Below are 14,728 nucleotides of genomic sequence, written 5' to 3'. Positions count from 1 at the left end.
CGAGGAACGGAGTAGCCGATGTCGGACAGCGGCGGACCGATACTGGACATCGACGACGCGCCGGAGATCAACTCCGCCGCGGGCAGATTCACGACGGCCGTGCACACGGCCACCGAGGCGGCGCACGGGTCCGCGGCTACCTTGCGACCGGAGACCAAGCCGGTATCCGACCTCGACCGCACGATGTGCGATCAGATGGAATGGGTCCGGTCCACCTTCGCGGCGGCCGCCCGATCCAGCGCCGGCCGTGCCGACGATGTCCTCGTCGACGCCCTGTTCGGCACATCCGAGCTGGAAGCCGCGGATGTGCACAACGGATCCCGGACGCGGTACGAACCGATCTGATGTACGTGCGGTGACGGCACCGGAACAGCAGAGCGCGCACTGGGACGACATCGTCGGCGGGAATTGGCCCGCGATCGGCCCGGCGGAGTGGAGTGCGCTGGAAGCAGCCGCTCGGGAGGCATCCCGGGTGATGAACACCGACGACGCGGCCCGAGCGCGTCTCGACTTCGATGAGCGGGTGCGCTCGAGTGGCCGGTTGCAGTCGGTCAAGGACCGGATGCTGGCCCAGCGCAATGATCCGCAGGCATATTCGGATGCCCTCGCGGCCACCGCCGATGTGCTGCGCAGCTACTCGGATGTGGTGTACCGGACCAGGAATCAGATCCTCGATATCGTCGAGCGCGCGGACCGCGATATCCGCGCCGAACAGCGAGCCGCCGCGGCGGAGGCCGAGGACGACGAGGACGAGGACGGCGAATCGGAGGCGGACCGGGCGGCCGAGCGGGCGGAGCGGATCGCGGCCGTCCTCGCGCGGGCTCGTGCGGACGTCGACGATATCGCCGCCGCCGCCCTGAACTCGATCAGCCCGGTCTCGTTGCCCGAATTGACCGCTATCGCCGACCATTTGGGGCAGCCCGGGCCGCTGGCACCGACTCGGCCCGTGGCACCGGTACCGCCGTCTCCTTCGGTCACCCCGTCGGTGGAGACCCCCGAACCGGATGTCGAGGACCCGCCGATGCCGGACGCGGCCGGACCCCCGGGGGAGTCGCGCAATCCGTATGCCCGAGTACCGCATGCGGCGTTTCCGCTGCGACCGGAGGGCGGGGACGAGCCGGATTCCGCGCGGCCCATCGGTGACGATGTGCGTGCCGACGAGGATTCGCCGGACCCGCCGGAACGTCGGGGTCCCTCCGGGCCGACCGCCGAACCGGCGGGCGGGCAGCCGTCGATCGGCCCGACACCGGGTGCGCCGCCCGTGGGGCCGTGGCACGACCCGCCGGTCGGTGCGGGTACGGGGGGTCCGACCGGATCGGGGATCGGCCGTGCGGTCGCCGCCGCCGACTCCGAGCCGAACGATCGGGAAACGCGCTCGGACACCGAGGATTCGGCCGTCGGCCGGGTCGGTGAGCGCGCTTCCGGAGCCGACGGCGGCACCGACCGTTCCGACAACCCAGGCGGCACCGAAGGTTCCGGAGACAGCGGCGGTCATGGTTCCGGAGACATCGGCGGCGGCGAGTCGGCGTTCGGCCTGGACACGACGCCGGACGCCGGGACCCTCCGGTCCGACGGAGCCGTCGTACCGGGCCAGGTGTCGCCGCCCGCGGTGGTGACCGCGCCACCACCGATGCCGGTGGTCGCCTCGCAGTCGACAGCGGTCGCCACCGGTTCGGCGGGTGCCGCCCCGTCGGCGGCATCGGCCAACTCGGCCGGTGCGGCCCCGCGGCCCGGGGTCGGCGTATTCGGACCGAATTCGGCTGTCCCCCAAGGTGCTCCGGCGGGTGTGCCGCCACAACGGACCGATGCCCGGCCGGACCGGCCGTCGACCGCGATCGGGCGGGACGATGCGGCAGCCGAGCGTGACGAACCACAGCGCGCCGAAGCGGTGGTCGGTGCAGCCATGGTCGCCGCCGCCGCGCCGTCGTTCCTGGTGGGCGAACGCGTAGACGGCGACCTGGTGCTGGCCGAGACCCTGCTGGCCGGAGTGCTCGCCGCCGTCGGCCCCACGGTTCTCGGCCTGGACTGGGCGGTCGCCACCCTGCGTGGACCCGGCGGCCTGAGCGCCTTCCTGACCTCGAACGAGGGGCGTGGCTGGCTGCCCAGCGGGCTGTTCCTGCCGGAGGCGGTATCGATGCCGTGGCTCTGGGCGGAATCCGAACGGGCCGGTGGCGGCTGGGAAGGGATCGCCGATCCGGCCCGGGTACTCGTGGAATTCGGTCTGGCGTGGGGGCAACGCACCGCGGCGGGACTCACCGCGCTGGTCTCCTCGCGGACGATCGGTCTGGATCTGCGCGCCCGGTTCCGTGAGCTGCCGATGGCGGATTCGGTTTCGGCGTCGACGCGGTGGGATCTGCGGTCTCCGGCCCCGGGCCTGGTGGACCGCCTCGGCGCGGTCGGTGCGCGGGAACTGTCCGCGCGGGCCGACGCGATTCCCGGTGGTGAGGTCGCGGCACGGTGCGCCGGGCTGGCGTGGGATGCGCATACGAAGGTCGGCGCGACGACCGCGCCGGGGCCGGAATCGACCACGACTCGCGAAGTGCGGCAACGGATACTGGCGCTCGTGCGGCGGAACGAGGCGGTGCCGCCGGAGCTGTGGGACGAACTGCGCGACGCCGACGACCTGCTCACCGCCGCCATGATGTCCCGGCGGATGGACGCGTCCCGGGTCGACCTGGGTGAACTGAAGACCGGACCCGAGAGTGCCGTGCTGCGCGCCATGGTCTTCGAACGCCGCTGCGACGAACTGGTGCTCCTGCTCGCGGAGACCGCCGCAACCTCCAATGGTCCGGCGGCCAGGCAGTTGATGCGGGACGCCGTGTACGCCCACGCCCAGGTCATCGGGCATCCACGGTTCGTCCCGGATGCACCCGCCGGTCCCGCCGATCCGGGTGGTGGGCGACCGGTCATCACGGCACCGCCGCGCTGACCCCGCGCCGCCGCCTCCCACGACTGGGAAGGTCGGAGAATGTAGGCGACAGGCGCGGGAAAGGACAGAGCGAGCATGCCGGACCGGATGGATATCGACCCGGAAGTGTTGCGTCAGCTCGCGAATCAGCACGATCGGGTCGCCCGCGACACCCGGGAGTGGGCGCGGCCGCCGTCGGCCTGGCTCGACAACTTCCTGCCCACCTACGGCAAGATCGCCTATCCGGTGTACAACGCCCTCGTGCGGTACTACGACGCGCGCCAGCGCGCCGGGGAGCGTCTGGCCGATCAGCACGACCAGACCGCCGCGTCACTGCGGGCCGCCGCGAACGGCTACGAACGCACCGACGACGACATCGCCTCCGGACTCCGCCGGGCCGGAGACGAATTCGGTGCGCCGTCGCAGGCGCCGGGGACACCGGGGATCGGTCAACCTGCTCCGGTCAACGGCGCCCCGTCGGCCGATGCGCCCGCCGTCACCACACCGGGCGGCACGAATGCCGACGCCGGCCTGAACGGCGCACCGGTCGGCGATGGACTCGGTAGGGGTGCCGCCTCGACCACACCAGCCGCGGAACCCATGGCACCCGCGGCGACCGCCGCCAACCCGGCGGCCACCGCTCCATCGACCACCGGCACTCCGATGGCACCCGGCGACACGACGCAGTCGTCCGCCCCGGCCACCACTGGCACCGGCGCGCAACCGTCCGGAGTCCCTTCCGGCGCGTCGACCGCACCCGGCGGCGTGGTGCCGCCGGCGGTGGTGACGCCCGCCGCCGCTTTCACCGGCGGCGCGGACCAGAGCGCATCCGGCACACCGGCCGGATCGAACGCCAACGCCGCGGGCCTGCCGCTGATGCCGATCGCGCCGTTCGCCTCCGCACTGGCCAATGCCAGGGACAAGGCCGCCGGACCGGACTTCGTGGTCGGTGGGCGGCCGGATGACGACCTGGTGCTCGCCCGCACGCTGCTCGGCGGAATCCTTTCCGCCGTAAGGACTTCCGCGCTCGGCCTGCACTGGGCGGTATCGGTGCTGCGCGGACCCGGTGGCGCCATGGTGCTGGTGACCTCGAACGAGGGCCGGGGCTGGCTCCCCGCCGGGGTTTTCGTGCCGCAGGGCACCATGCTGCCGTGGACCGTGGCCGGGGCCGAGACCGCATGGGAGGGCATCTCGGATCCGGCGCGGGTGCTGGCCGAGTTCAGCCTCACGGTCGGCGCCGCGTCCGGTGCCAGGCTGACGGCACTGGTCTCCTCGGCGGAGATCGACTCCGGACTGCGGGAACGCTTCGGTGATGTCTCGATGCAGTCCGCGGTACCGCCCTCCGACGAGGTGGATCTCAGTGTGCAGACGCCGGATACGGTGGACCGGCTGGCGCTCACCGGCATGCCGCAGTTGCAGGACAAGGTCGGCGCGGTGCCCGAGGACAAGCTCCGCGACCGCTGCCTCGGGCTGGCGATCGACGCCCACTCCCGGGTCGGGCAGACCAGCGCACCGACACCGGAGTCGGCCGCGGTGCGCCGGTTGCGCACCAAGATCCTCGATCAGCTGCGGGAAGGCGCCGAAGTACCGCGCGAATGGTGGGACGAACTGCGCGACGCCGACGATCTGCTGGCCGCGGCCATGCTCTCGCGCCGCGTCGATGTGCGTCGTGTCGATCTCGGTGAGCTTCGGGTGGACGACCAGGCCGCGATCCTGCGCGCCCTGGTATATGAACGCCGCTGCGACGAAGTGCTGATGCTGTTGAGCGAGAACGTGACCCGGCAGGAACTGCGCGACGCGGTGTACGCGCACGTGCAGATCATCGGCCACCCGCTCTACACCGCGACACCGGAGACCGTGGCCGCGCCGGACGCGGTCGTGGCGCGGTCGTACGAGGTGCTCGTATCCGAGGCCGATCTCGTGGGTGGCGACACCGGGCAGCCGACCGTCAGTGCCGGACCGCCGGAGGCCGCCGCCACGCCCGGTCCCGCTGCCACGCCCGCTGCCACTGTGCCGCCCGCGTCCGTGCCCGCTCCGGGGGTTGCGCCGCCCACCGCGGCCGCGCCACCCGCCGGCGCCGTTCCGCCGGTATCCACCACGCCCACGGCGGGAGCCGTCGCACCGGACCTTCGCCGCGACGATCGCGGTTCCGGGAAGAGTGGCGAACGGTGACCGCTGGGCGTCGCCCGATCCATCCCGATGTGCGTGCCGCGCAGGCCATGGCGCGGGAACTGCGACACCGCGCGCTGGCGATGCGGGAGAAGTTCGAGCGCATCGTCGCGCGGCGGCCGTCTCCGTCGGGCATGGTGATTCCCGAGGTGAATGCCAAGGGGCAGTTGCTGAATCTGTATCTCGCGCCCGGAACGTGTGCGCGTTTCGACAGCCGGGAGTTGGTAGCCGAGATCATGGCCGCCGTAGTGGAGAGCACCAACGACGCGCGGCGGCAGTACCGGATCGCGATGAACGATCCGACCGATCGGCAACGGCCGCTCGGCGAGATCATGCGGGAGTGGCGTTCCGGAAACGGTCCGAAGGATCAGATTCCCAGCTTTGGGAAGCAAGGAGAATGAACGGCAGGTACGTCAGCGGAGGGAGATACCGGGATGGTCAACCAGCTGCGGGTTGATCCGGACAACCTACGCGCGCTGGCGGACCGGCACGATCGGGCCGCCGCCAAAGCCCGTGAGGCGGGCCGGATTCCGCACGGCTGGATCGGCCGTTTCGAATCCCAGTACGGAACCATCGCAGAACCGGTGCGCGCCGCGCTGGCCGACTATTTCGACCGGCGTCACCGGCGGTCGGAACGCCAGGCCGCCAGGCATGAGCGGACCCGCGACATCCTGCGGGCGGCGGCGAACGAACTCGAACATCGAGACCACGACTCCGGGCGGAATATCGGTGATCGCGGCCGCGGTTTCGACCCCGTGCTCACATCCGGTGGGCCGGTGCCGGTTTCGACGCCGCCCACCGCCACGAACCCGGTAGTGGCGAATCCGGTGGTCACGAACCCGCCGACCGTGAATACCGGACCGTCGGCATCGAATTCCGTGCCGACCGTGCCGATTCCCGGTCGATCGGTTGCGCCGCAAAGCATTCCGGAAGACGACGGACCGGCCCCCGTGGTGACGCCGACGGCGAATACGCCGAACCGCTCCGATCCTCAGCACCCCGGATGGTCGGTGCTGCCTCCCGTGGTGGGCGAACACCCTCGGGCACAGGAGAACATCGGCCGGGCGGGCGGCGGCGGGACCGCGCCACCACCGGGTGGCCCCGCCGGGCTCGGTTCACCGGCTCCGGCCGGGGTTACCGTCTCCGGTCCGGGAGCGGGTCCACCTCCGGTGGGCGGGCTCGCGGCCGCCGACGCCCGCTCCGGAGCCCAGCCCGCCGGAGTCGCCGCGCAGGCATCGCCCACAGCCGTCGGGGCGGCCGCGACAACCGATGGCAACCGGCGGCGCTCACGGCCGGCCCACGAGGAGACCGACAGTGTCGACCTGACGGCCGCCCGCACCCTGCTCGCCTCGATACTGCATGCCGTCGGGTCCACGGCGCCCACCGTGGCATGGTCGGTCGCGGCACTGCGCAGTCCGGTCGGCATGGCGCTGTGCCTCACCACGAACGAAGGCCGGGGCTGGCTGCCGCCCGGCCTGTACCTGCCTCGCAATCTGTCCACGCCGTGGCGGCACGACGATGCGGTGGGCGTTGGGGAATCCGAGTGGGCCGTCTGGGAGCAGTACACCGACCCGGCCCGGATTCTGGTGGAGTTCGCCCGGATCTTCGGGCCGAAAGCGAATGCCAGGCTCACCGCGCTGGTGAGCTCGGAGCACATCGATCCGCGATTGCTAGCGGATAATCCGGACGCGGCGGTCGGTGAGCGGGTCGAGCCCGCGAACGAAGTGAATCTGCGTAGTCCCGGACCCCGTACCGTCGATCGATTGGGCTTCGCCGGGTCCGCTGACGCGCTGGCCGAGGTATTCGCCGTGCCCCGTGCGACGCGCGCGGCCCAGGGACTCGCATTGGCTGTCGACGCCCATCACCGGGTGCGGCGTGCCGATGCCACGCCGGTGGCCGCGGTGCCTGTCGAACAACTGCGGGAACAGACACTGGCACTGCTCGAAGCCGGGGAGCCCGCGCCGAAACAGTGGTGGGCCGAATTGCGGCAGGCAGATAACGCTCTCGCCGAAGTGATCCGATCCCACGCGGCCGGGGACCGGGAAACCATACGGTCTCTGGTATTCCAGCGCCGATGCACCGAACTGGTGCTGCTGTTGGACGGAGAGCCGGGATATCGCCGGCTGCGGGACCAGTTCTACACATACGAGCAGATAGTGAAGCATCCGGCATTCGCCGATGCCCCGGTGGTGTCCGTCGGACCGGTGGGTGAAATCGGTCGACCTGTCACCGTCCCTGACCTCGGTGTCGGATCGGACAGTGGACTGCTGCGCGCCGAGTAGCGAGGAGAGATCATGTCGGATGATACCTATTACGCGGTATACGGCAGCGATGGTGAACGTAAAGACAACAGTGATACTCGCCCGGAAGAGGGATTTTACTACGCTCAAGACGATCCGGAAGGGGAGCTCACCCTTTACGAGGTCGTGGACGGACACCATGTTCCGATCGACTCATGGCCCACATCCGGCGATGTCGACTACCGTGTTTCCGAGGACGGAACCGCGTACTCGGCCGAGGAAACGGACATAAGTGGCGAGGACCACGGTTCGTATCAAACCGATGGCGACAGTCCGGTCGAGGAACACGATATCGAGCAGAGCGATACCCTGGCCGATCTGGATCTCTGGGGTGAATTCGGCGAGCAGACGGTCCTGACTCCGGAGGGCGAGCGCGTCGAAGTGGTGAACCTGCCCATTCCACGGGGTGCCAGTCCGGATCTGGTGCTGTTGATCAGGGATACCCAGGGCACCATGCAGGAAGGCTTCGACTCGATCGGCGTAAGCGATCCGGAGTCGGCTCCCGAGTTCACGAACGTCCTCGCGGATATCGCGACGACGACCGGCTGGAAGGAGGTCATGGGTATTGAGGACCAATCGTCGACCAATGACGAACACGAGACGTTCGCCGATCGAATGGATGAGCGGCAATCCCTGTTCGACGACAAGAACGACACTGTCAAGATCGATGTCGACGACCTCCCGGCCAAGAAGGAAGAGATCCTGACGGCCCTGCGGAGGATCAAGAATGTCCTGAAGTCGGATCTAGAAGTGGATCTACTCGAGTACATGGAGGATCGCGAAAATTCGACGATCAGAGTCGATGACGATGGAAATATCGTCGTAGACGGCTACGAGACCATCGGCAACTTCCATCGAGAGTATTACACCAATGTCGTGTACGAGTTGACCGAAAACGAGTCGGGTGCACGGCAGTACCAGCTGCATCCGGATAGGGAGCAGATCTACTACGTGCAGAAGATCATCGATGCCTCCGAGGCGTGGGAAACGGAATATGACAAGGCGATCGAGGAGTTCCAGGATGCTAGCGCTCGAGTCGATGACGATCCCGACCCCGATCCCGACCCCGACCCTAACCCCGATCCCAACCCCAACCCCAATCCCAACCCGAATCCGAACCCCAACCCGAATCCGAACCCCAACCCGAATCCGAACCCGAACCCCTTCGCCGGCAACGGTCTGAACAACGGCGAGGATCTGTTCGGAGATCTGATCGGTGGCCCGAACGGCGAGACCGGTGCGAACGGCGAGACCGGGGGCGGCAGCGGGATCACCGCCGAGAAGCTGGAACAGATAATCAGCGATCTGGAAGCGTCGCGGGAAACCGATGGTCCCGGGTCGGGTGACACCGGAAACGGTTCCGACGGTTCCGGTGCGGGTTCGGGCGACTCCCCTGACCCTGCCCCCGCCCCGAGCGCCACCCAGACCCCCGCGCCGAGCAACAGTTCCGGCATGGGTGGCTTGGACAGCATGCTGCCGATAGCCGCGCTCATGTCGGGGTTGTCCGGCAACAACAGTCCGTTCGCGCGACGGGAACCCGAGCCCGAGCCCGAAGAGGACCCCCGCGACACCGACCTCGGTGCGAATCCGTACGCGCCCGACCAAGCGGCGGTGCCGGTTCCGGGGAGTGAGTTGCCCGCGCCGGTGACCGCGCCCGACGGTGTCGGTCCCGCGCCGCAGACCTTCACCCCACGGGGTGGGATGGTGGACGTCAAGCTCCCGGACGGTACGACGCAGAAGGTGCCGTCGGTGGTCGCCGAGGCGGTGAACAAGGAGCTGCACAACCCGAACGGCAGTGACGGGCGGGGCGCTTACGAGGGGACGGTCGCGGAGGCGGCGGCCGGCAGTTCGTGGATACCCGTGGGTCCCACACCCGAGGGAACCGATACCGGTGACGAACCGCGCCCGGGCATCCAGACCGGCGATGTGGTGCAGTGGGAGAACCGGACGGCGTTGGTGGTGGTGACCGACGAGGGCCTGAAGGCCATCGTGAGCGGGCAGCTGGTTCCGCTGGATCCGAACAATCCCCCCGATGACGGCAACGGGCCGTACGGTGACTTCGTCGGCTACTTCCACCCGACCGGAATCGACCAGACCGCACCGAATCCCGACCGCACCGACGATGCGGCCACGGCCGAACCGCCGCCCGTCACCGCGTCGGACCGGACCGCGCCGGAACCGCCCGCCGTGGAGGCTCCGACGCTTCGGTGAGGTCGAAATCGGTTGCGCTGGCGGCGATCCGGTTCTCGTGGCTGCCCCGAAAGGTCGACAGGCTCATCCTTCGCCCTTCGATTCATAAGGTGACGGGTATTTGATGTACTCCGGTGGTTCGACGGTGCCGTCCGCATCGGATCCGACGCGGACGCCCAGAAACGATTCGCGTCTGTCATCGGACATTTCGAGGATGGGCGTGCCGGATCCGGCATACACATCCTGAATCATCCCGCCGTTCGTGCGAAGTGATTCGACCGTCAATGGCACGGCTGGTCCGGTCCCCGCTCCGGTGGAGAGCGGCCGACAGTAATAGCCTGGCTGGGCTCATTGCTCGATCTTCATACTGGCAGCCCTCCGTAGCCACAAGGACATGGCGATCGTACGGGTGCCGGAGCACTGGACACCTGGTGCATCCGGATTTTTAGTTGTTCGGGCACATTTCCGACCAATTCTGTTGTACGGTGTGCACACAACCTGTGTGTGCGCTGATGGCTTGGATCGGTGTGTTCACTGAGTCGGGCTCGGCCGTGCCGGATCAGGGCTCGTGGCTGTGGTCGTGGGCGAATCGGTCCGGATTTCCGGAGGCGGTCTCGTCGCTCGCGGCAATGGTCCACGATTACGGTGTCGCTCATGATGTCAACGAACCGACGCCGGCTGACCATCGATTCACCGGATCTTCGGCGTCCCGGAACTCGGCGATGTGATTCGCAAGGTCAGCAGTGGCTGTACGCGGGTCGAGGGCCGATCCGGCGCGAGTGGCGTTTCACGGCACGGATCAGAAATATGGGTGCTGTCAGGCAGAACGCCATGAGTGCTGTCCCGCCGAACAGCTTCCAGCGCCAGTCGTAGTCGGTGGTGTAGGCGACGGGTGAGCGGGCGTCGTCGTGCAATTCGATGCCGGTACGGCTGAATTCGCCGTCGTGGCTGATGAAGTCTCCGGTGAAAGCGCAGCCATCCTTGCCGCATCTGCGGTCGGTCGGGGTGAAGGTGCCGGACGGGCCGCCCGTGAGGTTGCCGTGCGCGGATAGCGTGTCCAGAGTTCGGGTATTTCGTACCCCGGAAACAATTCGAACCACCTTTCTTGTCGTCTTCGCACGATATCCGCACTGGTTTCGATGATTCACCGATTCACAGCGGATGCTGTCTGAATTCTGCGGTGGAGGGTTTTCATGAAACACGAAAGGTTCACTTTATGTCTCGCGCTGGCGAAGTCCGTCGGACGGCGGCCCGACTCGGTGGAATGCCCCAGTGACCTGCAAGGAAACAAGGGGAGAGCATCCGGTGCGTACTGTACGCGGGCTCGGACAAAATCGGTGTGACCGCGACGGTCACCTCCGCCGCGGTCGAGAACGGTAAACTCGACTACCGCCTCGACGTGATCGTGCGGGCGCGGGCGAAATCGCTAATCGTAACGAATTCCCCTTGATGGGAAATGTTGTGCGGTTGGTACGATCGCTCCGCTTCAACTTGCTCGTTCGAGAGGTCAAGAAATGCGAACCGTTCTCGCGCGTATCGCTGTGCGCAAAGAAGAACTGACCGGTCATCCCTTCCTCGAGTACATTGCGGATTCGTCGGTCGACCCGGCTGAGAGATTGAGCTTCGCGCCCTGCATAGCTCCTTTCGTTCTGGGATTCGCCGACGTGAACGTCCTGGGCCTTCGCGACCTCGACGCCGACCATGACCGTGTGCAACATCTCGTCAACGAACACACCTACAAGGGCGATCACCGTTGGCCCATGTTCCTGGATGATCTGGAGACCATGGGGCTCAATCACGCGACGGACCGGGTGTCGATGCTGCGCGAACTCTGGGGTCCGGATCGGCAGGCCGGTCGTCAGCTGGTCTACGGTCTGATGCGGCTCGCCGTGACCGCTGAACCGGTCGAGCGGATCGCCGTGGTCGAGGCCGTGGAGGCCACGGGATATGTTGCCTGGCAGTCGTTTCTGACCGCTTCGGGCGACTACTTCGATGCAACGGGGCGACAACTGCGGTATTTCGGTCCCGAGCACGCCGCATTGGAAACCGGTCACGCCATGGGTGGCGAGGATATCGGCGTGGAGCTTCAGCACATAGAGCTCTGGGATTCGCAACGCCGTCGCGCGCTGGACATGGTCGACGAGGTATTCCGGTTGTTCACCGCAATGTTGACCGAACAATTGAACTTCCTCGCGGTTGCGGATCGAGTGAAGCGGTGGCCGAAGCCGGGTGTGGGCACGTTCAGTTGGATTTCGGCGGACGGTCCTCGGGCGCGGTGACGTCGGGTGGTCCGGCGGAGTCGACCGGGTCGCCGCCACGGCTCGACACCGCCGGTGGCCGCCGATCGGCCGCGACCGGCAGTACGGGGTCGGGTGCGGCGGGCCGCGCGGAGACGGTGACGCCCGGCGGCGAGGTCGGCTCAGTCCTCCGGGTGTCGGATCCGTCCCCGGCGAGCGCGACTTTCGGTGCGGGACGGGCGGTTTCGGGCACGGAGACCCGGGCGGGCGTTTCGGTGGCGGGACGGGTTCTCGACCAGGGGGTCGCGAGAGGGGTGCGCTCGGCGTGCGGTGCCGGGGATGGGGTCGGGTCCACGAGGCCCGGCTCCGGTGGCGTCGTGCTCGATCCGGCCGGTTTCGCGATGCGTGCCCACGGCGTTGCCTTCGGGGAACGCTGTTGACCCGCTCCGGCGGATGGCGCGAGGTTCCCGAGACCGCTACCGGCCCGCTGGCCATCGGCGGATGCCGGTGCCGTCGCCGATGTCGATGCTGATGGAGTGGTGAATGCGGTTGTGTCGGAAAGGGAACCGGCACCGCGAGGGGCGGCCGGATCGGATATCGCGGTGGCCGTGGGCGAATCGGTGGCACGGATATCGTGCTGCCCGTCGGACCGTGGTTCGGCACCGGGACGCTGGCCGACGGGCTCGGAGGAATCGGAGATCGCTCGGGCCGGTGCTGGCGTGTCCCCGGCCGATTGGTCCGCCAGGCGTCCGGCATTGCCGCCGTTGCTCGCCGCGGCGGGGTCGCCGTTGTCCACCGCGGCCGGTTGTTCCGGAGTGCCGCTGCCGTTCCGGTCCGGTGTACCGGTGCCCTGCCGCGCGGCCTCGGTCGGCTGATCGCCTCGACCCGTGCCGTCCGGCGTGGCGGTCGTCGGATGCTGTGCCCGGGACTCGGACGCCGAGGACGCCGCGGATGCCGCGGCGGATTCCGATGATGTTGTGCCGGACGGTTCGCCGGGATCGATCGTCGCGGGTCGCGCCGCCTGTGCTTCCACGGTGGCCGGGGAGGCGGCCGTGGGCGGGCTACCGGAATACGGCGAGTCCCCGCCCGGATTCGGATCCGGTGCGCCCGCTCCGGGGTCGGGCGAGGCCCAGGTGCGGGGGATTCCGGCACGGTCGTCCACTCCGTCCGGAGTGGTGAAGTCCAGGTCGGCGACATTGTTCGCGAAATCCTGTGCGTGCCGGGTGATGTCGGCCGCGTGGTCGTCGAGGACCTGTGCGTATCGCAGTACCTCGTCGGGATCGATGCGGAGTGTCTGTTCCTGCCCGGCATCCGACGGGACGCCGAGGGCGCGGCGGGCGGACTCGTAGGCGAATCCGTTGACAACCCTGGCGACCGTCTCCTCGAGGGGTTCGACCGCGCGGGCGATCACCTCGGCGAGGAGGTAGCTGAGCAGGGTCTGCTCCATGGCGACCAGCAGCCGCCGGGCCGCCGCGGCGATGGCCGGAGTCATGGTGGCGGACAGCCCGGACGTCGCTACCGCGGCCGACATGGCGGTGGCGTAGGCGACCGCCAGTGCCGCGAGTTCGGTCAGGACGGCGACCTTGACCGTGACGATCACCACCGCCGCGGCGTCCAGCGCGGTGGCGACGACGGTGCACGCCTGGTCGAGGTCGGCCATGTTCGTCGCGCTCATGCGCGCCCAGGTGGTGACGAGCTGTTCGTAGGAGTACCCGGAGTAGACCGACCCCATATCGTTGATCGCGCCGGTCGCCGCGGTGTGCGTATCGCGTACCTTCTCCGCGAAAGTGCGAACCTGGTCGGCGAGTTCGCGCACATGGTCTTCGTTGATATCGGGATAGGGAAATCCCAAGAAGTTCAGGAAGAGCGCGACTTCGCTCGGAATCTGAATCGCCATGGGTGCGGCCTCCTGCGGCCCGGTTACAGCACCCGCACGACGACGGAGTTGCGGTCCATATCGGACCAGCGGACGGTCGCCCCGGAGTACGGCGCCTCGATCACCTTGCCGCCGCCCGCCGCGAGTTGCACATGTTCGGGACCGCGGGCGCTGAAGGAACTCCCGGGGAACACCAGATCACCCGGTTGGGCATCGCGCGGGTGTATCCGGACGCCGCTGTAGATCTGCTCGTAGGTGGTGCGGGGCAGCACCACCTCGCCGCCGGACGCCTGTGCCACCGCGTACTGCGTCAACCCCGAGCAGTCGAAGCCGCCGCCGCTCGGGCCGCTCGCGTCGCCGCCACCCCAGACATACGGTGTGCCCAGCCAGCCGCTGGCCGCGGATACCGCTGCACTTCCCGGTGTTCCGTCCGACTGCTGGCGCGGGTCGCGTGGAGCGGGATGAGAGCCGAGTGCCGCGGCCACCGGGCGGATGCGCCGCCGCCGTCGCACCCGACGTACCCGGCGGTCCGGGGGCACGGTGCGGGGGCGGGGCGGCGGGACCACCGGCGGCATGATCTGCGCGGCCAAGCGGCGGGCGGCGTCCACATCGGCGGTGACCTGTCTGGTCGCCTGCGCGATGCTCCGCTGTGCGGTGTCGAGCAGGGCGGGGCCGCTGAACCGCGCATCACCCACCGATACGAGGGCCTGCACCCGGGTCCGGAATTCGGTGAGCTGGTGTGCGAGTTGCTGTCTGCCGACCACGATGCCGTCACCGGATCGGGCCACGGAAGTATGTACGGTGCCGTCTCGGCGGGACTGGCTGTCGGCGACAACGGTGTGCGCGCCGAGGGCTTCGGTGTATCCGGCCAGGCCGGACGCGCTCTGTGCGCGCATACCGGCGGCGATATCGCGCATCATGACCGTCGAATGACCGGTCGCGGGCCGTCCTTCGCCGTACAGGGCGGCCAGCGTACGCAGTGTTTCGTCCACATCAGCAGTCAATTCGGACACCATTCGATCGCTTCACCGCCGCCCACCTCTCGGAT

At 68.5% G+C, this 14,728-nt stretch carries 12 protein-coding genes; 8 read left to right on the top strand and 4 right to left on the bottom strand.

The features are described from left to right. The first annotated feature begins 18 nt into the window (after window positions 1-18). The 6 genes from QMO76_RS05355 (at window position 19) to QMO76_RS05330 (ending at window position 9,588) form a co-directional block, all read left to right on the top strand. Window positions 19-345 (top strand): hypothetical protein, encoded by a 327-nt coding sequence (locus QMO76_RS05355; protein ID WP_306360050.1) that lies wholly within the window; start codon window positions 19-21, stop codon window positions 343-345. A gap of 10 nt (window positions 346-355) precedes the next feature. Continuing rightward, on the top strand, window positions 356-2,929 hold the full coding sequence (locus QMO76_RS05350) for a hypothetical protein (RefSeq protein WP_306360049.1): 2,574 nt from the start codon (window positions 356-358) through the stop codon (window positions 2,927-2,929). Between the two features lie 75 nt (window positions 2,930-3,004). Further along, complete coding sequence (locus QMO76_RS05345) at window positions 3,005-5,080, top strand: type VII secretion target (RefSeq protein ID WP_306360048.1); 2,076 nt, start codon at window positions 3,005-3,007, stop codon at window positions 5,078-5,080. A gap of 29 nt (window positions 5,081-5,109) precedes the next feature. Next, entirely contained in the window at window positions 5,110-5,478 is a 369-nt protein-coding gene (locus QMO76_RS05340; protein ID WP_306360047.1) for a YbaB/EbfC family nucleoid-associated protein, read from the top strand. A gap of 33 nt (window positions 5,479-5,511) precedes the next feature. Next, a complete protein-coding gene (locus tag QMO76_RS05335) occupies window positions 5,512-7,359 on the top strand; it encodes a type VII secretion target (protein ID WP_306360046.1) in 1,848 nt (615 codons plus the stop codon). 12 nt (window positions 7,360-7,371) lie between these two features. Continuing rightward, complete coding sequence (locus QMO76_RS05330) at window positions 7,372-9,588, top strand: hypothetical protein (RefSeq protein WP_306360045.1); 2,217 nt, start codon at window positions 7,372-7,374, stop codon at window positions 9,586-9,588. A gap of 63 nt (window positions 9,589-9,651) precedes the next feature. On the opposite strand, the gene QMO76_RS05325 is transcribed toward QMO76_RS05330, so the two are convergent. Next, window positions 9,652-9,858, bottom strand: coding sequence for a hypothetical protein (locus tag QMO76_RS05325; RefSeq protein WP_306360044.1), 207 nt, complete (start codon window positions 9,856-9,858; stop codon window positions 9,652-9,654). 221 nt (window positions 9,859-10,079) lie between these two features. Here QMO76_RS05325 and QMO76_RS35290 point away from each other — a divergent pair, with 221 nt between their 5' ends. Beyond that, a complete protein-coding gene (locus tag QMO76_RS35290; protein ID WP_372341899.1) occupies window positions 10,080-10,295 on the top strand; it encodes a DUF6882 domain-containing protein in 216 nt (71 codons plus the stop codon). 9 nt (window positions 10,296-10,304) lie between these two features. On the opposite strand, the gene QMO76_RS05320 is transcribed toward QMO76_RS35290, so the two are convergent. Beyond that, window positions 10,305-10,769 carry a hypothetical protein gene (locus tag QMO76_RS05320; RefSeq protein ID WP_306360043.1) on the bottom strand — a complete coding sequence of 155 codons (465 nt, stop codon included), beginning with the start codon at window positions 10,767-10,769 and terminating at the stop codon, window positions 10,305-10,307. Between the two features lie 312 nt (window positions 10,770-11,081). On the opposite strand from QMO76_RS05320, the gene QMO76_RS05315 reads away from it, so the two are divergent. Beyond that, window positions 11,082-11,846 (top strand): hypothetical protein, encoded by a 765-nt coding sequence (locus QMO76_RS05315; protein WP_306360042.1) that lies wholly within the window; start codon window positions 11,082-11,084, stop codon window positions 11,844-11,846. On the opposite strand, the gene QMO76_RS05310 is transcribed toward QMO76_RS05315, so the two are convergent. Both QMO76_RS05310 and QMO76_RS05305 read right to left on the bottom strand, forming a co-directional pair. Then, window positions 11,809-13,701 (bottom strand): hypothetical protein, encoded by a 1,893-nt coding sequence (locus QMO76_RS05310; protein WP_306360041.1) that lies wholly within the window; start codon window positions 13,699-13,701, stop codon window positions 11,809-11,811. The two genes, QMO76_RS05315 and QMO76_RS05310, sit on opposite strands and share 38 nt — an antisense overlap. Window positions 13,702-13,724: 23 nt before the next feature. Beyond that, window positions 13,725-14,672, bottom strand: coding sequence for a C40 family peptidase (locus QMO76_RS05305; RefSeq protein ID WP_306360040.1), 948 nt, complete (start codon window positions 14,670-14,672; stop codon window positions 13,725-13,727). Window positions 14,673-14,728: the final 56 nt, after the last annotated feature.

Origin of the sequence: Nocardia sp. CC227C (genome assembly GCF_030767025.1) — a bacterium.
Lineage (GTDB): Bacteria > Actinomycetota > Actinomycetes > Mycobacteriales > Mycobacteriaceae > Nocardia.
Note: the sequence above shows the minus strand (reverse complement) of the source record. Positions and strands in the feature narration are given on the sequence as shown.

Coding starts and splice junctions, on each gene's coding strand:
- QMO76_RS05330 (WP_306360045.1), top strand. CDS start 7,372: ATGTCGGATGATACCTATTACGCGGTATACGGCAGCGATGGTGAACGT.
- QMO76_RS05315 (WP_306360042.1), top strand. CDS start 11,082: ATGCGAACCGTTCTCGCGCGTATCGCTGTGCGCAAAGAAGAACTGACC.
- QMO76_RS35290 (WP_372341899.1), top strand. CDS start 10,080: ATGGCTTGGATCGGTGTGTTCACTGAGTCGGGCTCGGCCGTGCCGGAT.
- QMO76_RS05345 (WP_306360048.1), top strand. CDS start 3,005: ATGCCGGACCGGATGGATATCGACCCGGAAGTGTTGCGTCAGCTCGCG.
- QMO76_RS05310 (WP_306360041.1), bottom strand. CDS start 13,701: ATGGCGATTCAGATTCCGAGCGAAGTCGCGCTCTTCCTGAACTTCTTG.
- QMO76_RS05355 (WP_306360050.1), top strand. CDS start 19: ATGTCGGACAGCGGCGGACCGATACTGGACATCGACGACGCGCCGGAG.
- QMO76_RS05335 (WP_306360046.1), top strand. CDS start 5,512: ATGGTCAACCAGCTGCGGGTTGATCCGGACAACCTACGCGCGCTGGCG.